A 19,248-nucleotide genomic window follows, 5' to 3' on the forward strand; every position below is an offset into this window, starting at 1 on the left:
GCCCTTATAGCAACCCGCAATGGACAACTCAACAACCTGTTACAGAGGCTTTCGACCAACGCCGCTCTCGACACCTCCGCGCCCAGGCCTCGACGCTATGGAAGCTCAACAAGGCCAAGCCATATGCCAGCAGACCACCAGTAGATATCACCACAAGCCAGTGCTGGCGGCTCTCCACCATATACAGCATGATCGGGTAGTGAAAGAGATAGAGACCGTAAGACATTCGACCGATGTGCACCGGCAGCTTGTCGGAAAAACCTGCCTGCCGGCCCGACAGAATAGCCATGATCAAAAAGGTCGTTCCGACTTCGGCCAAAGGGATGTAAAGCAAAAGGTGCATGAACTCGGTCTGCTCCGCAACGAGAGCGACCAGAATCGCCAGCCAGCCCAGCCAGCCAAGAGAGGCCGGTACAGGCCTAGCGCTACGCTCTTGCCACCAAGCACCAAGGGCCGCCCCCAACACCAAACCACCTGCATGAAGATCAGGACGGTAGTAGGCCAAGCTCACGACAATCTCGGGACGATGAAGACACCACACACGCCAGGCATACAGCCCTAGATAGAGCAGCAAGAGGAAAACCCATAAAGGCGGCCTACGCAAAAACCTTAAATACGCAAGTAAAGCAAGCGGCCAGAGCAGATAAAACTGCTCTTCCAGGCCAAGAGACCACGTATGCAGCAGTTTCTCCGGCAAAGTCCCAACGGAAGCAGCCAGATTGCTTATGTACAGCAGAGCGATCAGTAGATCACGTAGATGAAAGAAGTAGTCGGGCCAGAACAGGGGTGCCAGGACTACATAGAGCAACAGCATCAGCAGCAATGCCGGCATGAGGCGCCAAGCGCGGCGCATATAAAAACGCCACAGCTCGATACCACCACAAGTGCGCCACTCCTCCAACAGCAGAGAAGTGATCAGAAAACCACTGAGCACAAGAAAAAGATCTACGCCGATATTGCCGCCAGGCAGCCCGGGGGCATTGGCATGAAATAGCAGCACCAGCACAATGGCCAGTGCGCGCAAGCCATCAAGCCCCGCCACATAGCCGATAGGCGTCACCCCAGCACAGCCTCACCCACAACGCTATCGAACAACTCCTCCAGGGAGTTCTGCGGATGTATGTTGAGTAGAACGCCCTGCATAATCTCGATCTGCATCAGTACCTCCGCCAGCGCACGCCGTGGCAACAACCCCTTCCAGACCTGCCCGGCATCGCGCTCGAACCCCGGCAGAGCCTCTGTCCCGAGATAACGCACGACCATGTTGCCTTGACTGGCCAGCAGCTCGGCTACGCCTTGCTGAGCGCGCACCCTCCCGCGGTCAATCATGACAAAGCGGTCGGCGAGACGCTCCACGTCATGCAAAATGTGTGTGCAGAAGAACAGCGTACCTCCCGCTAGACGATACTCCTGCATCAGATCCGCCACCTGGCGACGACCAACAGGATCGAGCCCCGACATGGGCTCATCCAGCACCAACACCTTGGGCTGAATAGCAAACGCGTGAGCCAGCGCCGTACGCTGCGTCATGCCCTTGGACAGATTGCGAATGCGTTTGTCGGCCGCATAGGCGATACCCAGCTTCTCCAACCAGAGCTCGGTGCGCCGCTCACACTCGGCGCCACGCACACCGTGAAGGCGCAGACCACTGCTCACCACCTCGCGCGGGGTGAGCTGCTCATACAGATAGGGATTCTCCGGCACATAGCCCACACCCAGCCGCGACAGAGCATCCTCAGCCGGACGCCCCATCAGACGAGCCTCACCAGCATCGGCGCGCAGGGCGCCAAAGAGGATTTTGATAGTCGTGCTCTTCCCAGCCCCGTTCTGCCCGATAAAGCCAACGGACTGCCCCATATCAACGGAAAAGCCCACATCATCCAGAGCCTTGATGGACTTGCCCTTGAGCTTGAAGGCCTTATGCAGGCCATTGACCTCGATTACCTTCATTGAGAATCCTGTCCACGGGTTAGGTGATCCGCCAGCTGCGGCTGCCCCTGTTGGTCGAGACTGTAGCCTATTGCCAGCGGGTCTTGCGGCAGCGCCTCCAGCCCGGCATAGCCCAGCAACTGTTCCAGGCTGGTCGGCGGGCGAGCATGCTGCTGGCGATAGGCAACGGCCGCCTGGCGCAACGCCGACAACCCCGCCAGGCGCTGCATGCGCGCCTGCAACAGGGCGCGGAAATTTTCATCCGTACTCTGATCATGCATGGCCTGCAGAATGCCCATGGCATCACGCGGGTCATCCCCGCGCTCATACCAGGCCGCCGCCATGCTGCGCAGCGCCGGCGCATTGCGCGGATGGCGCTGCGCCGCCACTTCCGCCCAGTGCCCGGCACGCGCCATGTCGCGCTCGAAGTACATGGCATTGAAGGCATAGTAGAACGCCGGCCACATGTCCCAGTCGCGCAACCTGGCGGCGCTCAGCAGCACGAACTGCCCGGCCTCGACCTGGCCGTTCCACGGCAGAATCGCCGCCCCCACATAATAGTTGTCCTCGTGCCGGGGATTGAAACGCGCGGCATCCACCTGCAACTGCCCCTGAATGCGGTAGGTTTCGCCCTCAGTGATCTTGGCGTCCACCATCAGGCTGCGAAAAACATTGGTATTGGCTGCCAGAAAGGGGTCTCCGCCGGAATAGGCCAACTGCACCAGTAACGGCAGACGAACGCGCAGATGCTCGCTCTGCACCTCAAGGCGCGGCTGCTCACGCAGACTGTAGCCCGCGCCGGCGAAGACCACCCAGGCCAAGCCGGCAGCAAGGAAGCCGGTCCACAGCCTCATACGAAATTGCGCCGCTGGAAGATCAGGCCGGCCAGAGCCAGCATCAGGCCCAGGAAACCCAGCGCACTGAGCACAGCTAACCCCAACCCAGCCCAAGGCACTGGCAGGTCATACAGCGCCAGCGGCCGCCAGTCGAGGCGGGACAGATCCGGTAGCCAAACATAGGAATATTCCAGAACAGGCCCGAATATAGATACGTGCACCGGGTCCGAGCGTGCACTGCGCAGAAAATCCAAGGCCGGCCCCAAGCCTCGCGCTGCAATGCCAAAGGCGAAACCCAGCAGTAGCGGCAGAAAAGGGGTGGTCGAAAGACTGGCCAACAAGAGTGCAAAGGCGGCGATTACCAGAGCATCCAACCATATCGCCAAAATCACTAGCAGGTACTTGTAGCCCAACCCAACTGGCTGAGCCTGGACATAGCTCATGTCGCGCTGAAGAGACAGCCACAACACCACCCCAATCAGACACAGCGCCAGCAGCGCCAGCAGCGCCACAGTCAAAAAGCGCGACAACAAATACTGCCAGCGCGTAATGGGGTAGGCCAGCATGAAGTAGACCGTCTTGCGCTCAATATCCCGAGCGAACAGATCCTGTACCCAGAGCAGCACCAGGATCAGCATCACGAAACGCAGGCCGCTCAATCCCACATCCAGGGCAACAGTGACTGGTTGGCGCCCGGAAAAGCCTGACGCCAGGAGACTGACAGCCAGCACCAAGGCAGCCACCATCAGCAACACTCGCAGCCCCACACCACGAATGCCGGCTTTAACACCTAGCAGCACTAGCTCAGCCATTCCACCCCCATAAAATCCGGACAAAAAAAGACAGGCCACCAGGGCCTGTCTTTCAACCTACGAAACGCTTATTAGCGACCGCAACCATTGGCTTCATCGAGATCGATGCTACCTTCGACGACTGCACTGGCGGCGAGATTCTCAACAGTCTTTTCCAACTGATCGCCGCACTGGGAAATGCTGCCACCAACGGAAGAGCCAGTGAACACATTGTAACCTTTGTTGGAACCGGCGATGGCACCGAAACGGCTGTTGTCACCATCATCGATCACACCGAGCACCACGTTTGCGGAGATGGTGAAGTCAAAATTGTTCTTCACAAAACCTGCGCGGCTGGCAATTGCAGTCATAGTGCCGGCTTGAGCCAAATTGATCTCACGATCAAGCCCTGCAATTTCGTTGTAACCATCGGCCAGGGTCACATCCAGTCTTGGAGTACCGGCAGAGGCGGCAAACGCGGTGGAGCTCATCAGACCTGCGACGGCCAGGGAGGCAACGATAATCTTTTTCATCTTGTTAGCCCTTCTCTAATCAGTTCGAGTTGGCGATGGCGCCGGTCAGGATGTTACGAGCATCGGACTGAGCCGACTTGTCATAGCCTTTAGCCTGATAGTCCTGGAACTGCGGAATGGCAACGGCCGCGAGAATACCGATGATCGCAACCACGATCATCAGTTCGATGAGGGTAAAGCCCTTCTGAACTTTCTTCGACATTTGAGATGGTCTCCTGGTGACATGGGGAGCGAGGCTTAACACCTCGTCTGACGTAACACATACAAAGCGCGTGCCAATCTCGCGAGCGCCTCACTAGAGGAGCTGTTGTAGCCGCCAGCACCAGCAAGCCAACCCCATTCAGCCCAAAAGTGACAATAAGCGTCACACGTACTCCTTCAAGTAGCAGCCCCAAAGCTTCTCGGTTATAAGTCTATTCATTTGCATCCGAGCCACGCGGCATGACCATGAGCAACTCTCCCGTCCTGACCGGCCTTGCCAGGCAACTGGTGCTGGCCGAACTGATCGATGAAACGACCGCCGGCCGGGCGGTTCAACAAGCCCAGCGCAACCAGATCCCACTGGTCACCTATTTGGTACAAAACAAACTGGTCAACAGCACCGCATTGGCCAGCCAGGCTGCCGAGCAGTTCGGCGTCCCCTACTTTGACCTGAGCGCACTGGATAAAGATCAACAACCAAAAGACCTGATCAGCGAGAAGCTGGCGCGCCAGCATCGCGCCTTGCCACTGTGGAAGCGTGGCAACAAGCTGTATATAGGCATGTCAGACCCGACCCTGCAGCAGGCGGTAACAGACATCCAGTTCAGCACCGGGCTCAACACCGAATTGGTACTGGTGCAGGATGACCGCCTGGATGCCGCCATTGATCGCTACTTCGAAAGCGACAACAAGACCATGGAGGGTCTGGGCGACATCGATCTGGAAGACGGCCTGGAAATCGAGAGCGGGGATCAAGAACGGGAGGACAACTCTACCGGCGGCGATGCCGACGATGCCCCAGTGGTCAAATTCGTCAACAAGATGCTGCTGGATGCCATTAAAGGCGGGTCCTCGGATCTGCACTTCGAACCCTATGAAAAAGTGTATCGCGTACGTTTCCGTACCGACGGCGTCCTGCACGAGGTGGCCAAGCCCCCCATTCAACTGGCCTCCCGCATTTCGGCGCGCCTGAAGGTCATGGCCAGCATGGACATATCCGAACGGCGCAAGCCGCAAGACGGCCGAATCAAGATGAAAATCTCGAAGACCAAGGCCATCGACTTCCGCGTCAACACCTGCCCGACCCTCTGGGGTGAGAAAATCGTCATGCGTATTCTCGACCCCTCCAGCGCGCAGATGGGGATTGACGCACTGGGCTATGAGGAAGACCAGAAGCAACTCTACATGGATGCCCTGGCCAAACCCCAGGGGATGATTCTGGTCACCGGCCCCACCGGTTCGGGGAAGACGGTATCGCTCTATACCGGCCTGAACATTCTCAACACGGTGGACGTGAACATCTCCACCGCCGAAGACCCAGTGGAGATCAACCTGGAAGGCATCAACCAGGTCAACGTCAACCCCAAGCAGGGTATGGACTTCGCCCAGGCGCTACGAGCTTTCCTGCGCCAGGACCCGGATGTGATCATGGTCGGCGAGATCCGCGACCTGGAAACCGCATCAATCGCCATCAAGGCAGCCCAGACTGGTCACATGGTGATGTCTACCCTTCACACCAACAGCGCAGCAGAAACCCTCACCCGCCTGCGCAATATGGGCGTCCCCTCCTTCAACATCGCCACCTCGGTCAACCTGATCATCGCCCAACGACTGGCCCGCAAGCTATGTAGCAACTGCAAGAAAGAAGTGAGCATTCCACCCGAGGTACAGGTCGCAGAGGGATTTCCTGCTGAACGGGTTGGCACATTCAAGCTCTATGGCCCAGTTGGCTGCGATCACTGCAAAGGCGGCTACAAAGGGCGCGTAGGGATTTATGAAGTGGTTAAAAACACGCCAGCGCTTCAGCGGATTATCATGGAAGAAGGCAACTCCATAGATATCGCCGACCAGATGCGCAAAGACGGCTTCAACGACCTGCGCACCTCGGGCCTACTCAAGGCCATACAAGGCCTGACCAGCCTCGAGGAAATCAACCGCGTGACCAAGGATTAAAACAAAATGGCGGATAAAGCGCTCAAGACCAGCACCTTCCAATGGGAGGGCAAGGACAAGAGAGGCAACAAGCTGAAGGGCGAGACCAACAGCACATCGATCGCGCTGGTGCGAGCGCAACTTCGCTCACAGGGCATCGCCGCCGAAAAGGTCAAGAAAAAACCCAAACCACTCTTTGGCGGCGCCGGCAAGAAAATCAAACCTATGGACATTTGCCTGTTCACTAGGCAGATGGCAACCATGATGGGAGCAGGCGTTCCCTTGCTCCAATCCTTCGACATCATCGCCGATGGAGTCGAAAACGCCAACATGCGCACCCTGATCGAGAACATTAAACAGGAGGTAGCCGCTGGTAACAGCCTTGCCAATTCCCTGCGCAAGTTCCCGCTTTATTTCGACGATCTATATTGCAACCTGGTTGACTCAGGCGAGCAGTCAGGCTCTCTGGAACAGTTGCTGGACCGTATCGCCACCTATAAAGAAAAGACCGAAGCACTCAAGGCAAAGATAAAAAAGGCAATGACCTACCCGATCGCCGTGATAGTGGTTGCGGTGATTGTTACCGCAATTCTGCTGATCAAGGTTGTGCCGACATTCCAGGGTGTCTTTGCCGGCTTTGGTGCCGAGTTACCGGCCTTCACCATGATGGTCATTCATATGTCCGAATTCCTACAGGCATGGTGGTTTGCATTCCTGATCGGCATTTTCGCCTTCGGCTTCGGCTTTAAGAAGCTTCACCAGAGCAGCGAAAAATTCCGCGACGGTATGGACAGGACACTTCTTAAACTTCCTATCTTCGGCGACATTCTCTACAAGTCTGTAGTGGCGCGCTTCGGTCGAACACTCGCAACCACCTTCTCTGCAGGCGTGCCGCTAGTCGACGCACTGGACTCTGTATCAGGCGCCACCGGCAACGTGGTATTCCGAAATGCGGTGAACAAGATCAAGCAGGATGTTTCCACAGGCATGCAGCTGAACTTTTCTATGCGCACTACAGGTGTATTCCCGGCAATGGCAACCCAGATGACTGCCATCGGCGAAGAGTCTGGTGCGCTCGATGAAATGCTAGATAAAGTCGCTTCTTACTATGAAGCAGAAGTCGACAATGCCGTGGACAACCTGACAACCCTACTAGAGCCCCTGATTATGGCCGTGCTGGGCGTGCTGGTCGGCGGCCTGATCATCGCCATGTACCTGCCGATCTTCAGCCTGGGCGGTGTAATCGGCTGATGTCGCTACCTTCCTTCCTGGCCGGCAATCTGCCGGCCTTTGTTTTATCCGTCACCCTGCTCGGCCTGATCATCGGCAGCTTCCTCAACGTGGTGATCTATCGCCTGCCGGTGATGATGCAGCGCGATTGGCGCCAGCAGGCGCGCGAGATCCTGGAACTGCCGGAAGAGCCGGCGCAGGGCACCTTCAACCTGCTCCTGCCGAACTCCTGCTGCCCCCACTGCGGCCACCAGATCCGCGCCTGGGAGAACATCCCGCTGCTCAGCTACCTGGCACTGCGCGGCAAGTGCGCAGGCTGCAAGGCGCCGATTAGCCCGCGCTACCCGCTGGTCGAGCTGGCCTGCGGGCTGCTGTCCGGCTATGTCGCCTTCCACTACGGTTTCGGCTGGCAGGCGGCCGGGGTGCTGGTGCTGACCTGGGGCCTGTTGGCGATGAGCCTGATCGACTGCGATCACCAGCTGCTGCCGGACTCCCTGGTGCTGCCGCTGCTCTGGCTGGGGCTGATCGCCAACCACTTCGGCCTGTTCGCCAGCCTGGAAGACGCCCTGTGGGGTGCCATCGGCGGTTATCTGAGCCTGTGGTCGGTGTACTGGCTGTTCAAGCTGGTGACCGGCAAGGAAGGCATGGGCTATGGCGACTTCAAGCTGCTGGCCATGCTCGGCGCCTGGGGGGGCTGGCAGATTCTGCCGCTGACCATCCTGCTGTCGTCGCTGGTCGGCGCCGTGCTCGGGGTGATGCTGCTGCGCCTGCGCAACCAGGAGACCAGCACGCCCATCCCCTTCGGCCCCTACCTGGCCATCGCCGGCTGGATCGCATTGCTCTGGGGTGATCAAATAACCGGGACCTATCTGCAGTTCGCCGGTTTCAAATGAACAAACCCTGGATTCTCGGCCTCACAGGCGGCATCGGCAGCGGCAAGAGCGCCGTTGCCCAACATTTCATCGACCTCGGCGTGCACCTGGTAGACGCCGACCAGGCCGCCCGCTGGGTGGTGGAGCCGGGGCGTCCGGCCCTCGCGCGTATCGTCGAGCGTTTCGGCCCGCAGGTTCTGCAGGCCGACGGCACGCTCGACCGCGCCGCCCTGCGCCAACAGGTGTTCCAGGACGAGGCGCAGCGGCGCTGGCTAGAGAGCCTGCTGCATCCGCTGATCTTCCAGGAAATCGACCAGTACCTGAGCCGCGCCGAATCGCCCTACGCCATCCTGGTCTCGCCGCTGCTGGTGGAGTCCGGCCAGCACCGCATGACCCAGCGGGTGCTGGTGGTGGACGCCCCGGAGGAACTGCAGCTGCAGCGCAGCATGGCCCGCGACGCCAGCTCCGAGGAGCAGATCCGCGCCATCCTCAAGGCCCAGGCCAGCCGCGAAGAGCGCCTGCGCCACGCCCACGACGTGCTGCTCAACGACCGCGACCTGGCCTGGCTGAAACGCGAGGTCGAGCGCCTGCATGACTTCTACCTGACCCTGCGCGGAGGCCAGCCATGAGCACTACCGTGGAATGCCCGACCTGCGGCGCGCCGGTGGAATGGGGGCCGCAGAGCCCCTTCCGGCCCTTCTGCAGCGAGCGCTGCAAGCTGATCGACCTGGGCGCCTGGGCCTCCGAGGCCCACGCCATCCCCGGCGATTCGCTGGAGGACTCGCCCTTCTCGGACGACCTGCCGCCACGCGAGCACTGAGCCTCAGGGGCGCATGAAGGCGTAGTCGCGCTCCGGGTCGAGATTGTCGGCAAGGAACTGCAGCTCCTGCGCCAGGTCGCCAGGCTCGCGCCCCAGGCGGTTCAGCTCCACCACCTCGCTGAGCAGCGCGCGCAGGCTCAGCAGCGGATCGAAGCCCCGCTCCTGCGCCCGCTGCAAGCTGGCCTCCAGCTCTTCCCGCGCCCATCGGTGCACCGTCATGCAGTTGTCCTCCATCCGTTTTCCCCCAGCGTGCCGGGTAGCAGCAACCGACGCTTGATCCAGGTCAGCCCGGGCGGCGACATCAGCGCCAGCGATGATCCGCCATCACGGCGGATCGCTGTCCTTCCAGGGCGCGGACAGGTAGCGCGTGCGATTGAAAGTCTCCAGCCAGTCCGGGTAGAACACCACCAGGCCGGTGACCAGCATGCCGTTGATGAAGGCCTCGGGGAACATCACCAGCCACAGGTAGCCGACGGAGTCCTCCAGCCAGGGCGGCATCGCATATAGTCCGTCGTGCCAGAGCAGCGCCAGCCCACCGAGCAGGCAAGCAAGCGCCGTCAGCGCCGCGGGGAAGAAGCCGCAGCAGAAGATGTAGACGAACAGGTTGCGCGGCTGCCGACGCTCCACCTGCAAGGCACAGAATTCGGTGATCAGCACCGGCACGGCCACCAGCAGCAGGCCATTGACCCCCAGCGCGGCGAAATCCAGCCGACCCAGGGCCAGCAGGCCGAGCTGCGCAGCCAGGCCGCAGAGCACGGCCAGCGGCCAGTCGAGCAGCAGGGTCACCGCCGTCATGCCGATGAAATGGAAGGACAGGCCGGAGGCGAAGTCGCGGCGCACCAGCCACAGCAGGAACAGCGCCAGCATGGTGCCGAACAGGAGGTGCTGGCGGCGCTGGTCGCTGAGCAGCTCGACCCAGGGCGTGCGCCAGCACGCCCACAGCAGCACGCCCAGGTAGACCAGCCAGCCCAGCCACAGCGTGGCGGGCAGCAGCAGCTCGGCCGCGATCATCCGGCGCCACCCTGCGTAGAGAAGACCTGGATATCCCCGCGCTCGCCCCAGCCCCGCTGCGCCTGCCAGAAGGCCAGGGCCACGGGCGCATCGCGCAGGACGAAGACGTGGGACTTGCCCACGCCGAGCGCCGCCAGCCGGCTCAGCGCCTCGTCGAGCAGCGCCCGCGCCAGGCCGCGCCCGCGCCAGGGCATGTCGACCACCAGGTGCTGCAGGTAGCCGCGCCGACCGTCGTGGCCGACCAGCAGGCAGCCGGCCAGCTGCCCGTCGACCTCCGCCAGCAGGCTCAGCCCCGGGTTGCGCGCCAGGTAGCGGCAGAACGGCTCGTAGGCATCCTCGGCGCGCACGCACAGCCCGGGCGTGCGACGCCACAGGTCGAGCAACGCGGCATGATCGGCGGGGCTGATGGCACGGATCTGCATGGAAACTCCCAGGGCTGGCCGCTGCAGTTTACACCGCCGGGATGCGCACGGCTTTTGCGCTATGCTGCGCCCATGGACGACGCCGACTACCTGCGCCTGCTCACTCGCCAGGCCGAACAGGCCAACGCCTTTCTCTCCAACGCGCGCAAGTGGGAACGCGAGCGCTGGGTCTGCCAGCGCCTGTTGCTGGCGCTCAACCAGCGTCACCGGCAGGACGAATTCGCCGCCGGCCAGGAACCACCGGACGTGCTGTTCCGCGACGCCAACTTCGAGGTGTTCTTCGTCCTCGACCACGGCCGTCGGCTCAACGACGAGTGGCGCGAAGAACTGCAACGCCGCCGCAGCGCCCTCTCCCTCAGCCAGCTGCTGCGCCGCGAGGCGCGCCCGCGGCGCATCCCGGCTGCCGAACTGCAGGCACGCCTGGCGCCGACCCTGCGCAAGAAGGCGCACAACTACCGCGAGCGCGGCCTCGACCTGGGCGAGCTGGACCTGCTGGCCTACGTCAACCTCAAGCGCGACATCCCCGACTTCAACAGCCCCTTCCCGCCTCCCGGGGAATACCTGCGCCAGGGCTGGCGCTCGCTGTCGCTGGTCGGCCCCAACTACGCCCGGGTGCTGTTCGCCCACCGCGATGCCCCGGACTTCCTGCGTCACAACCTGGGCCGCACCGTGCTGTTCGACGTGGGCATCAGCCTGTGAGCCCGCTGCAGGGGCTGCTCGCCGCGGTGCCGCAGCAGGGCCGGGTGCGCTGGCTCGGCGTACGCCCGCAGGCGCGCGGCGCGATGCTCGAGCTCGACGCCGTGGAGGCCAGGCGCGAGGCCGGACTGACCGGCGACCATGCCCGCCCGGGCCCACGCAACGCCAGGCAGGTGACGCTGATCCAGTGGGAGCACCTGGCGGTGGTCAGCGCCCTGCTCGGGCGCGAGATCGCCCCGGCCGACCTGCGCCGCAACATCGCCGTCAGCGGCATCAACCTGTTCAGCCTCAAGGGCCGGCGCTTCCATATCGGCCAGGCGCTGCTGGAAACCACCGGCTGGTGCCAGCCCTGCGCCCGCCTCGAAGAACGCCTGGGCCCCGGCACCTTCCAGGCCATGCGCGGCCACGGCGGCATCACCGCCCGGGTCATCGCCGGCGGCGTCATTCGCCTGGACGACCACGTCCGCATTGAGCCCCTGTGAGCCGCCCGTCTAGAATGGCCGCATCCTCGGAGAGAGAACCGCCATGTCCAGCCGCCTCAGCCCGGAAGACCAGCAGCGCGTCGAGCAGTACCTCAGCGCTCCGCAGCATCAGGTGCAACGCAAGCCGTTCCGCCCCTGGTTTCTCCTGCTGCTGGTAATCGCCGTGACGATCGGCCTCGGCCTGCTCTCCCGCCTGCTCGCCGGACTGGTGCTGTGAGCTGCCTCGCGCTCGCCCAGCCGGGCCTACCGCTTTCCTCAAGCCTTGTGAGATATCCCCATGACCCATCGCATCGTGATCGTCGGCGGCGGCGCCGGCGGCTTGGAGCTTGCTACCCGCCTGGGTAGGACCCTGGGCAAACGCAAACGGGCCAGCATCGTGCTGGTCGACGCCAACCTCACCCACATCTGGAAGCCGCTGCTGCACGAAGTCGCTGCCGGCTCGCTGAACTCCTCCGAGGACGAGCTGAACTACGTGGCCCAGGGCAAATGGAACCACTTCGAGTTCCAGCTCGGGCGCATGAGCGGCCTGGATCGCGCGCGCCAGGTGATCCGCCTGGCCGCCACCCTCGACGAGGACGGCGGAGAGCTGCTGCCCGAACGCGAACTGGCCTACGACAGCCTGGTGGTCGCCGTCGGCAGCACCACCAACGACTTCGGTACCCCCGGTGCCGCCGAGCACTGCATCTTCCTCGATACCCGCGAGCAGGCCGAACGCTTCCACCGGCAGATGCTCAGCCACTACCTGCGCGCCCATGCCGGCAAGAGCGACGACAGCCGCATCAGCATCGCCATCGTCGGCGCCGGCGCCACCGGCGTGGAGCTGGCCGCCGAGCTGCACCACGCCGCCCACGAGCTGGCCGCCTACGGCCTGGACCGCATCCAGCCGCAGAACATGCGCATCACCCTGATCGAGGCCGGCCCGCGCGTGCTGCCGGCGCTGCCGGAGCGCATCAGCGGGCCGGTGCACAGGACCCTGGAGAAGCTCGGCGTGACCGTGCTGACCGGCACGGCGGTGAGCCAGGTCAACGCCGAGGCGCTGATCACCGCTCAGGGCATGGAGATTCCCGCCAGTCTCAAGGTGTGGGCCGCCGGCATTCGCGCACCGGCCTTCCTCGGCAGCCTGGATGGCCTGGAAAGCAATCGCATCAACCAGCTGCTGGTGCGCCCAACCCTGCAAACCACCCTGGACGACAACATCTTCGCCTTTGGCGACTGCGCCGCCTGCCCGCTCGGCGAAGGCGAACGCAACGTGCCGCCGCGCGCCCAGGCCGCGCACCAGCAGGCCTCACTGCTGGCCAAGGCACTCAAGCTGCGCCTGGACGGCCAGGCGCTGCCGGAATTCCGCTACCGCGACTACGGCTCGCTGATCTCACTGTCGCGCTTCTCGGCGGTGGGCAACCTGATGGGCAATCTGATGGGCAGCGTGAAGCTGGAGGGCTGGCTGGCGCGGATGTTCTACGTGTCGCTGTACCGCATGCACCAGATGGCGCTGTACGGCACGCTGCGCACCGCCCTGCTGATGCTCGGCGACCGCATCGGCCGCAGCACCGAGCCGCGCCTGAAGCTGCACTGAAACGGGAGGGGCGGCGCGCCGCCCCATTTCCCGACAAACAACAAAAAGCCCGCGCTAGGCGGGCTCTTTGTCTTGAATCATGGTGGGTCGTGTAGGATTCGAACCTACGACCAATTGGTTAAAAGCCAACTGCTCTACCGACTGAGCTAACGACCCATGATGGTCGGGGTAGAGAGATTCGAACTCCCGACATCCTGCTCCCAAAGCAGGCGCGCTACCGGACTGCGCTATACCCCGCCTGGAAGTTGGCTCCGCGACCTGGACTCGAACCAGGGACCCAGTGATTAACAGTCACTTGCTCTACCGACTGAGCTATCGCGGAACGACGAGCTTCCAATCTCTTCCTCGGAAGGCTTTCGCCTATTCCCGCATCAGAGGCGCGCCATTTTACGTAGCCACATGCTTATGTCAACCCTGACAACGACTTATTTGATTCGCACCGGCGTACCAATAACCGGCTAGGATATTCCTGACAGCATGAACGGCTTTACACGGCGCCCAATCGACGCCTCCAGGACAATCCATGCCTCCCAAGGACACCCCACCGACTCCCCCCAGCATCCCCGGCGTCGCCAGCCGCGCCATCCAGCCGCGTTTCGGCGAGCTGGTGCAAGACTGCCGCAAGCTGGTGATGAACAACCTGGCCGAACACCTCGGCGGGCTGTTCGCCCAGCTCGACGACACCCTCTTCGAAGGTGCGGAAAAGGCCGAGAACAACAAGGTGCAGAGCCTGTTCTTCGATGCCATGCGCGACCTGCGCAAGCTGCGCCCGCAGATCGAACGCAGCTATCACCAGCGCGTCGCGCAGAACTTCGCCGACTTCCTCGACGGCAAGCTCAAGACCAGGCCGCAGAACGCCGAACTGGATACCGACAGCCTCAGCCTGGTGCAGAACGAGGACTACGAGGAAAGCCTGCAGGTGACCAACATGGTCAGCCGGGTCAAGGCGCGCAGCACGCGCACCCTGTTCGCCCTGGAGCAGCGCCTGGCCCTGCTCAACAACGGTCAGAAACTGCTCGAGGACGCCAACCCCTTCGGTCCGCAGGCCCTGGCCGAGGCTTTCCGCCTGGCCCTGGCGCCACATCCGCTGCCGCTGCGCATCAAGCTGATCCTCTACACGCTGTTCGACCGCCACGTGATGCAGGGTCTGGACACCCTCTACGAGATGCTCAACCAGCGCCTGATCAACGCCGGCATCCTGCCCAACCTCAAGTTCACTGCCCAGCGCACACCGTCCGCCACACCACCGGCGAAGCCCGAGGGCTCGGCGGCCAGCGCACCGCAGGCCAGCGCTACCGGCCCGGGCACCGCCCCCGTGAGCGGCGGCACGGCCGGCTCACCATCCATGCCCCAGCCGGCACCGATCATCCAGGCACCGGCCGATCTCAGCGCGCCGCCACCGCAGGATCCCGGCCAGCTGCTCGGCGGCCTCACCGCCCTGCTCGGCGAACGCCGCCAGCAGGACCTCGATGCGCCCCTGCCCGGCGGCACCCGCAGCATCGCCAGCTTCGCCCCGCGCACGGCCACCAGCACCTACAGCGCCGGCGAGCTGCTGGAGGCGCTGACCCGCCTGCAGCAACAGTCCGCCAGCACCCTGGCCGAGCGCCTGCAGGGCCCGCAGCCGGTAGAAGAACTCAAGGTCAACCTGCAGCAGCAACTGGAAGCCCACAGCCGCCTGCCCGGCCAGCAGAAGCTGGCGGACCAGGAAGCCGACGTGATCGACCTGGTCGGCATGTTGTTCGACTTCATCCTCGATGACGACAATCTACCCAACGCCTGCAAGACCGCCCTGTCTCACCTGCACACCCCCTATCTGAAGGTAGCCCTGCAGGACAAGGCGCTGTTCACCCAGCATCATCACCCGGCGCGCCGCCTGCTCAACGCCATGGCCCAGGCCGGCGTGCTGTACGGCAGCGAAGGCGACGAGCGCGGGCTGCTGGCAAAGATCCACTGGGTGGTGGAACGGGTGATCCACGGTTTCGCCGGCGACCTGTTGTTGTTCGAGAGCCTGCTCGACGAGTTCAACGAGTTCGTCGCCACCCTCAAGCACAGGGTCGAGCTGCGCGAGCGCCGCGCGGTGGAGGCAGCCAAGGGCCGCGACAAGCTGCTCGGCGCCCGCCAGCTGGCGGTCGGAGTGATCCAGGGCGTACTCAAGGGGCGCCGGCTACCCAGCATCATCCACAACTTCCTCGAGCTGACCTGGGCCGACGTGCTGGTCTTCGTCCTGTTGCGTCATGGCGAACGCAGCGCCGAGTGGCAGCGCGCCGGCGAGGTGGCCGAGCAGCTGGCCTGGAGCGGCACCCCCCTGGACGAGGCCGGCCGCGCCCGCCTGCAGGGCCTGCGTGTGGCCCTGCTGGACGAGCTGCGCAAAGGCCTGGAGCTGCTCGGCGGCTACCACGAGGACGGCATCCGCCGGCTGCTGCAGGATATAGTCGCCTGCCAGCACGCGGTGCAGGCCCAGCAGCCGCAGCTGGCCGCGCAGATCAAGGCACAACTGCCGGAAAGCCCGCTGGGCGCCATGCTCGGCGAGGATGCTGCCCTGGCCGAGCCGGTCCGGCGCGAGACACCGCCATCACCGCGCGCGCAGGCGCTGATCAAGGAACTGCAGCAGCTGGAGTTCGGGACCTGGTTCGAGTTCGTCCAGGGCAAGGAAAGCGTGACCCTCAAGCTATCCTGGTTCAGCCCGACCACGCACAACTACATGTTCGTCGATCACAGCGGCCAGCGCGTGGCGGTCAAGCCGATCCGCCAGCTGGCCGGCGAAATGGAACAGGGCCTGGCCCGCATCGTCACCCCGGAGCGCAGCGCGCCTCTGGTCGATCGCGCCCTCGGCGCCATCTATCGCGTCCTCCAGCGCTTCACCGGACGCGCCCAAGAAGTCGGACAAGGAGCCTGAATGGACGACCGTCGCCAGCACAGCCGGCATAGCGCGCAACTCAACATCGAAGTCCTCGACCTGCACAGCGGCCGACGCCTGGGACGGGTGGTCGACCTGTCCGAGGACGGTTTCATGCTGGTCAGCGAGACGCCGCCGGAGGCCGACTCGGTATGGGAATGCCGCCTGGTACTGGATCAGCCCCTGGAGGGTATCCACGAGATCCGTGTCGGCGCCGACTGCCTGTGGAGCCGGCCGGCGGAGCCCGGGCACAATGGCTGGTGCGGCTTCCATATCATCGACCTGGCCGATGACCAGGCCGCCGCCTTGGCCCTGCTGCTGCGCTACCTGCAGGCCTGAACGAAAAAGCCCCGGTCTACCGGGGCTTTTCATAGGCACGGCACTTAGGCGAAGACGATCTCCTCGCCCTCGACCCGGGCATGGATGGTCGCCCCCGGCAGGAAGGTGCCGGCCAGGATCTGCTGCGCCAGCGGGTTCTCGATCCAGCGCTGGATTGCCCGCTTGAGCGGCCGCGCGCCGTAGACCGGGTCGAAACCGACCGCCACCAGCTTGTCCAGCGCCTCGTCGGTCAGCTCCAGGGCCAGCTCGCGCTCGGCCAGGCGCTGACGCAGGCGGGCCAGCTGGATGTTGGCGATGCCGGCGATCTGCTCGCGGGCCAGCGGCTCGAACACCACCACCTCGTCGATGCGGTTGACGAACTCCGGACGGAAGTGGCTGCTCACCGCATCCATCACCGCCGCACGCTGCGCCTCACGATCACCGACCAGCTCCTGGATCTGCGCCGAGCCGAGGTTGGAGGTCATCACCACCACGGCGTTCTTGAAGTCCACGGTACGGCCCTGGCTGTCGGTCAGGCGACCGTCCTCCAGCACCTGCAGCAGCACGTTGAACACATCCGGGTGAGCCTTCTCCACCTCGTCCATGAGGATCACCGAGTAAGGCTTGCGGCGCACCGCCTCGGTCAGGTAGCCGCCCTCCTCGTAGCCCACGTAACCGGGCGGCGCGCCGATCAGGCGGGCCACCGAGTGCTTCTCCATGAACTCGGACATGTCGATGCGCACCATGGCCTCCTCAGTGTCGAAGAGGAACTCGGCCAGGGCCTTGCACAGCTCGGTCTTGCCCACCCCGGTCGGGCCGAGGAACAGGAAGGAACCACTGGGACGATTCGGATCGGCCAGGCCGGCGCGCGAGCGGCGCACGGCGTTGGCCACCGCCACCACCGCCTCGTGCTGGCCGATGACGCGCTTGTGCAGCTCGTCTTCCATGCGCAGCAGCTTGTCGCGCTCGCCCTCGAGCATCTTGCTCACCGGGATGCCGGTCCACTTAGAGACCACCTCGGCGATCTCCTCGTCGGTCACCTTGTTGCGCAGCAGCTGGTTCTCGCTCTTGCCGTGCTGGTCGACCATCTGCAGGCTACGTTCCAGGTCGGGGATGATGCCGTACTGCAGCTCGGCCATGCGCTGCAGGTCGCTCTTGCGCCGCGCCGCCTCAAGGTCGGCCTTGGCCTGCTCGATCTTCTGCTGGATCTGCGCCGAGCCCTGCACCTCGGCCTTCTCCGACTTCCAGATTTCCTCCAGGTCGGCGTATTCCTTCTCCAGCTTGGCGATGTCGTCCTGCAGCTTCTCCAGGCGCTTCTTGGCCGCCTCGTCGTCTTCCTTCTTCAGCGCCTCGCGCTCGATCTTCAGCTGGATCAGGCGGCGATCCAGACGATCCAACTCCTCCGGCTTGGAGTCGATCTCCATGCGGATGCGGCTGGCGGCCTCGTCGATCAGGTCGATGGCCTTGTCCGGCAGCTGGCGATCGGTGATGTAGCGGTGGCTCAGCTTGGCCGCGGCGATGATGGCGCCGTCGGTGATGGTCACGCCGTGGTGCACCTCATAGCGTTCTTTCAAGCCCCGCAGGATGGCGATGGTGTCCTCCTCGGAGGGCTCGTCCACCAGCACCTTCTGGAAGCGGCGCTCCAGCGCGGCGTCCTTCTCGATGTACTGACGGTACTCGTCCAGGGTGGTGGCGCCCACGCAGTGCAGCTCGCCGCGCGCCAGGGCCGGCTTGAGCATGTTGCCGGCGTCCATGGCGCCCTCGGCCTTGCCGGCGCCGACCATGGTGTGCAGCTCGTCGATGAACAGGATGATGCGCCCTTCCTGCTTGCCCAGTTCGTTGAGCACGGCCTTCAGGCGCTCCTCGAACTCGCCGCGGAACTTGGCGCCGGCGATCAGCGAGCCCATGTCCAGGGCCAGCAGGCGCTTGTCCTTGAGGCCGTCCGGCACCTCGCCGTTGACGATGCGCTGGGCCAAGCCCTCGGCGATAGCGGTCTTGCCGACGCCGGGCTCGCCGATCAGCACCGGGTTGTTCTTGGTGCGGCGCTGCAGGACCTGGATGGTGCGACGAATCTCGTCATCACGGCCGATCACCGGGTCGAGCTTGCCGTCCTCGGCGCGCTTGGTCAGGTCGACGCAGTACTTGTCCAGCGCCTGGCGCGACTCCTCGGCATTCGGGTCGTTGACCGCCTGGCCACCGCGCAGGTTGGCGATGGCGTTCTCCAGGGCCTTCTTCGATACGCCCTGAACGAGCAGCAGCTTGCCCAGCCGGGTGTTCTCGTCCATGGCGGCGAGCAGCACCAGCTCGCTGGAGATGAACTGGTCGCCCTTCTGCTGCGACAGCCGGTCGGCCTGGTTGAGCAGGCGCGCCAGGTCCTGCGACAGGTTCACGTCGCCGGTGGGGTTCTGCAGCTTGGGCAGCTGGTCGAGCTCCTTGGTCAGGGCCTGACGCAGGGCCACCACGTCGAAGCCGACCTGCATCAGCAGCGGCTTGATCGAGCCGCCCTGCTGTTCCAGCAGGGCCTGCATCAGGTGCAGCGGTTCGATGGCGGAGTGGTCGAGGCCCACGGCGACGGACTGGGCGTCGGAGAGGGCAAGTTGCAACTTGCTGGTGAGACGGTCGATGCGCATGAATATGTCCTTCCTACGATGAGCGGGCCGGAGCGCTGAACTGCTCCCGATAGTGAAGCCCGGAATTGCTCTCTAG

21 protein-coding genes and 3 tRNA genes are annotated in these 19,248 nt (G+C 63.6%); 11 read left to right on the top strand and 13 right to left on the bottom strand.

Features of this window, described 5'->3' with window-relative positions:
- Positions 1–28 precede the first annotated feature (28 nt).
- The 6 genes from AAG092_RS07445 to AAG092_RS07470 form a co-directional block, all read right to left on the bottom strand.
- Entirely contained in the window at positions 29–1,060 is a 1,032-nt protein-coding gene (locus tag AAG092_RS07445) for an acyltransferase family protein (protein ID WP_373389176.1), read from the bottom strand.
- A complete protein-coding gene (locus tag AAG092_RS07450) occupies positions 1,057–1,950 on the bottom strand; it encodes an ABC transporter ATP-binding protein (RefSeq protein ID WP_373389177.1) in 894 nt (297 codons plus the stop codon). Before AAG092_RS07450 ends, AAG092_RS07445 begins: the two co-directional genes overlap by 4 nt.
- Complete coding sequence (locus AAG092_RS07455) at positions 1,947–2,783, bottom strand: hypothetical protein (protein WP_110680826.1); 837 nt, start codon at positions 2,781–2,783, stop codon at positions 1,947–1,949. The genes AAG092_RS07450 and AAG092_RS07455 overlap by 4 nt, the downstream gene beginning before the upstream one ends.
- Positions 2,780–3,577: an ABC transporter permease subunit gene (locus tag AAG092_RS07460; protein WP_110680825.1), complete on the bottom strand. Its 798-nt coding sequence runs from the start codon at positions 3,575–3,577 to the stop codon at positions 2,780–2,782. Before AAG092_RS07460 ends, AAG092_RS07455 begins: the two co-directional genes overlap by 4 nt.
- Before the next feature lie 71 nt (positions 3,578–3,648).
- Positions 3,649–4,089: a hypothetical protein gene (locus AAG092_RS07465; protein ID WP_110680824.1), complete on the bottom strand. Its 441-nt coding sequence runs from the start codon at positions 4,087–4,089 to the stop codon at positions 3,649–3,651.
- Positions 4,090–4,108: 19 nt separating this feature from the next.
- Complete coding sequence (locus AAG092_RS07470; RefSeq protein ID WP_110680823.1) at positions 4,109–4,291, bottom strand: type IV pilin protein; 183 nt, start codon at positions 4,289–4,291, stop codon at positions 4,109–4,111.
- A 245-nt stretch (positions 4,292–4,536) separates the two neighbouring features.
- Between AAG092_RS07470 and pilB the strand changes: the two genes are divergently transcribed.
- Genes pilB through yacG form a run of 5 tightly spaced genes read left to right on the top strand, consistent with a single transcriptional unit; the run spans position 4,537 to position 9,144 of the window.
- Positions 4,537–6,243, top strand: coding sequence for a type IV-A pilus assembly ATPase PilB (gene pilB, locus AAG092_RS07475; RefSeq protein ID WP_373389568.1), 1,707 nt, complete (start codon positions 4,537–4,539; stop codon positions 6,241–6,243).
- A 6-nt stretch (positions 6,244–6,249) separates the two neighbouring features.
- Positions 6,250–7,473, top strand: coding sequence for a type II secretion system F family protein (locus tag AAG092_RS07480; protein WP_110680822.1), 1,224 nt, complete (start codon positions 6,250–6,252; stop codon positions 7,471–7,473).
- Positions 7,473–8,345 (top strand): A24 family peptidase, encoded by an 873-nt coding sequence (locus AAG092_RS07485; RefSeq protein ID WP_373389178.1) that lies wholly within the window; start codon positions 7,473–7,475, stop codon positions 8,343–8,345. The genes AAG092_RS07480 and AAG092_RS07485 overlap by 1 nt, the downstream gene beginning before the upstream one ends.
- Positions 8,342–8,953, top strand: coding sequence for a dephospho-CoA kinase (gene coaE / locus AAG092_RS07490; RefSeq protein WP_373389179.1), 612 nt, complete (start codon positions 8,342–8,344; stop codon positions 8,951–8,953). Before AAG092_RS07485 ends, coaE begins: the two co-directional genes overlap by 4 nt.
- Positions 8,950–9,144 carry a DNA gyrase inhibitor YacG gene (gene yacG, locus AAG092_RS07495; protein ID WP_110680819.1) on the top strand — a complete coding sequence of 65 codons (195 nt, stop codon included), beginning with the start codon at positions 8,950–8,952 and terminating at the stop codon, positions 9,142–9,144. The genes coaE and yacG overlap by 4 nt, the downstream gene beginning before the upstream one ends.
- Before the next feature lie 3 nt (positions 9,145–9,147).
- Here yacG and AAG092_RS07500 read toward each other — a convergent pair whose 3' ends face one another.
- From AAG092_RS07500 to AAG092_RS07510, 3 genes are all read right to left on the bottom strand, one after another.
- Positions 9,148–9,363 carry a hypothetical protein gene (locus AAG092_RS07500; protein WP_373389180.1) on the bottom strand — a complete coding sequence of 72 codons (216 nt, stop codon included), beginning with the start codon at positions 9,361–9,363 and terminating at the stop codon, positions 9,148–9,150.
- A 105-nt stretch (positions 9,364–9,468) separates the two neighbouring features.
- Positions 9,469–10,155, bottom strand: coding sequence for an energy-coupling factor ABC transporter permease (locus AAG092_RS07505; RefSeq protein ID WP_373389181.1), 687 nt, complete (start codon positions 10,153–10,155; stop codon positions 9,469–9,471).
- Positions 10,152–10,577, bottom strand: coding sequence for a GNAT family N-acetyltransferase (locus AAG092_RS07510; RefSeq protein ID WP_373389182.1), 426 nt, complete (start codon positions 10,575–10,577; stop codon positions 10,152–10,154). The genes AAG092_RS07505 and AAG092_RS07510 overlap by 4 nt, the downstream gene beginning before the upstream one ends.
- 72 nt (positions 10,578–10,649) lie before the next feature.
- Here AAG092_RS07510 and AAG092_RS07515 point away from each other — a divergent pair, with 72 nt between their 5' ends.
- From AAG092_RS07515 to AAG092_RS07530, 4 genes are read left to right on the top strand one after another with little or no spacing between them, the layout of a single operon-like run.
- Positions 10,650–11,276, top strand: coding sequence for a DUF1780 domain-containing protein (locus AAG092_RS07515; RefSeq protein ID WP_373389183.1), 627 nt, complete (start codon positions 10,650–10,652; stop codon positions 11,274–11,276).
- Complete coding sequence (locus AAG092_RS07520; RefSeq protein ID WP_373389184.1) at positions 11,273–11,755, top strand: MOSC domain-containing protein; 483 nt, start codon at positions 11,273–11,275, stop codon at positions 11,753–11,755. Before AAG092_RS07515 ends, AAG092_RS07520 begins: the two co-directional genes overlap by 4 nt.
- 43 nt (positions 11,756–11,798) lie before the next feature.
- Positions 11,799–11,972, top strand: coding sequence for a DUF3094 domain-containing protein (locus AAG092_RS07525; protein WP_061905382.1), 174 nt, complete (start codon positions 11,799–11,801; stop codon positions 11,970–11,972).
- A 60-nt stretch (positions 11,973–12,032) separates the two neighbouring features.
- Positions 12,033–13,328, top strand: coding sequence for an NAD(P)/FAD-dependent oxidoreductase (locus tag AAG092_RS07530; RefSeq protein ID WP_373389185.1), 1,296 nt, complete (start codon positions 12,033–12,035; stop codon positions 13,326–13,328).
- Positions 13,329–13,408: 80 nt separating this feature from the next.
- On the opposite strand, the gene AAG092_RS07535 is transcribed toward AAG092_RS07530, so the two are convergent.
- The 3 genes from AAG092_RS07535 to AAG092_RS07545 all read right to left on the bottom strand — a co-directional run bounded on the left by AAG092_RS07535 (position 13,409) and on the right by AAG092_RS07545 (position 13,650).
- Positions 13,409–13,484: transfer RNA gene (locus tag AAG092_RS07535), tRNA-Lys, on the bottom strand.
- Positions 13,485–13,488: 4 nt separating this feature from the next.
- Positions 13,489–13,565 (bottom strand) — tRNA-Pro (locus AAG092_RS07540).
- Positions 13,566–13,574: 9 nt separating this feature from the next.
- Positions 13,575–13,650: transfer RNA gene (locus tag AAG092_RS07545), tRNA-Asn, on the bottom strand.
- A gap of 201 nt (positions 13,651–13,851) precedes the next feature.
- Between AAG092_RS07545 and AAG092_RS07550 the strand changes: the two genes are divergently transcribed.
- Positions 13,852–16,224, top strand: coding sequence for a DUF1631 domain-containing protein (locus AAG092_RS07550; protein ID WP_373389186.1), 2,373 nt, complete (start codon positions 13,852–13,854; stop codon positions 16,222–16,224).
- Entirely contained in the window at positions 16,225–16,563 is a 339-nt protein-coding gene (locus AAG092_RS07555; protein WP_373389187.1) for a PilZ domain-containing protein, read from the top strand.
- A gap of 44 nt (positions 16,564–16,607) precedes the next feature.
- Here the strand turns inward: AAG092_RS07555 and clpB are convergent, their stop codons facing one another.
- The gene (clpB, locus tag AAG092_RS07560; RefSeq protein WP_373389188.1) at positions 16,608–19,172 is read right to left on the bottom strand and encodes an ATP-dependent chaperone ClpB; all 2,565 of its coding nucleotides are present in this window, start codon (positions 19,170–19,172) and stop codon (positions 16,608–16,610) included.
- Between the last annotated feature and the right edge of the window lie 76 nt (positions 19,173–19,248).

The sequence above is a fragment of the Pseudomonas alcaligenes genome (genome assembly GCF_041729615.1).
Classification (GTDB): Bacteria; Pseudomonadota; Gammaproteobacteria; order Pseudomonadales; family Pseudomonadaceae; genus Aquipseudomonas; species Aquipseudomonas alcaligenes_B.

Coding starts and splice junctions, on each gene's coding strand:
- AAG092_RS07450 (WP_373389177.1), bottom strand. CDS start 1,950: ATGAAGGTAATCGAGGTCAATGGCCTGCATAAGGCCTTCAAGCTCAAG.
- AAG092_RS07455 (WP_110680826.1), bottom strand. CDS start 2,783: ATGAGGCTGTGGACCGGCTTCCTTGCTGCCGGCTTGGCCTGGGTGGTC.
- AAG092_RS07460 (WP_110680825.1), bottom strand. CDS start 3,577: ATGGCTGAGCTAGTGCTGCTAGGTGTTAAAGCCGGCATTCGTGGTGTG.
- AAG092_RS07465 (WP_110680824.1), bottom strand. CDS start 4,089: ATGAAAAAGATTATCGTTGCCTCCCTGGCCGTCGCAGGTCTGATGAGC.
- AAG092_RS07470 (WP_110680823.1), bottom strand. CDS start 4,291: ATGTCGAAGAAAGTTCAGAAGGGCTTTACCCTCATCGAACTGATGATC.
- pilB (WP_373389568.1), top strand. CDS start 4,537: ATGAGCAACTCTCCCGTCCTGACCGGCCTTGCCAGGCAACTGGTGCTG.
- AAG092_RS07480 (WP_110680822.1), top strand. CDS start 6,250: ATGGCGGATAAAGCGCTCAAGACCAGCACCTTCCAATGGGAGGGCAAG.
- AAG092_RS07485 (WP_373389178.1), top strand. CDS start 7,473: ATGTCGCTACCTTCCTTCCTGGCCGGCAATCTGCCGGCCTTTGTTTTA.
- coaE (WP_373389179.1), top strand. CDS start 8,342: ATGAACAAACCCTGGATTCTCGGCCTCACAGGCGGCATCGGCAGCGGC.
- yacG (WP_110680819.1), top strand. CDS start 8,950: ATGAGCACTACCGTGGAATGCCCGACCTGCGGCGCGCCGGTGGAATGG.
- AAG092_RS07500 (WP_373389180.1), bottom strand. CDS start 9,363: ATGACGGTGCACCGATGGGCGCGGGAAGAGCTGGAGGCCAGCTTGCAG.
- AAG092_RS07505 (WP_373389181.1), bottom strand. CDS start 10,155: ATGATCGCGGCCGAGCTGCTGCTGCCCGCCACGCTGTGGCTGGGCTGG.
- AAG092_RS07510 (WP_373389182.1), bottom strand. CDS start 10,577: ATGCAGATCCGTGCCATCAGCCCCGCCGATCATGCCGCGTTGCTCGAC.
- AAG092_RS07515 (WP_373389183.1), top strand. CDS start 10,650: ATGGACGACGCCGACTACCTGCGCCTGCTCACTCGCCAGGCCGAACAG.
- AAG092_RS07525 (WP_061905382.1), top strand. CDS start 11,799: ATGTCCAGCCGCCTCAGCCCGGAAGACCAGCAGCGCGTCGAGCAGTAC.
- AAG092_RS07530 (WP_373389185.1), top strand. CDS start 12,033: ATGACCCATCGCATCGTGATCGTCGGCGGCGGCGCCGGCGGCTTGGAG.
- AAG092_RS07550 (WP_373389186.1), top strand. CDS start 13,852: ATGCCTCCCAAGGACACCCCACCGACTCCCCCCAGCATCCCCGGCGTC.
- AAG092_RS07555 (WP_373389187.1), top strand. CDS start 16,225: ATGGACGACCGTCGCCAGCACAGCCGGCATAGCGCGCAACTCAACATC.
- clpB (WP_373389188.1), bottom strand. CDS start 19,172: ATGCGCATCGACCGTCTCACCAGCAAGTTGCAACTTGCCCTCTCCGAC.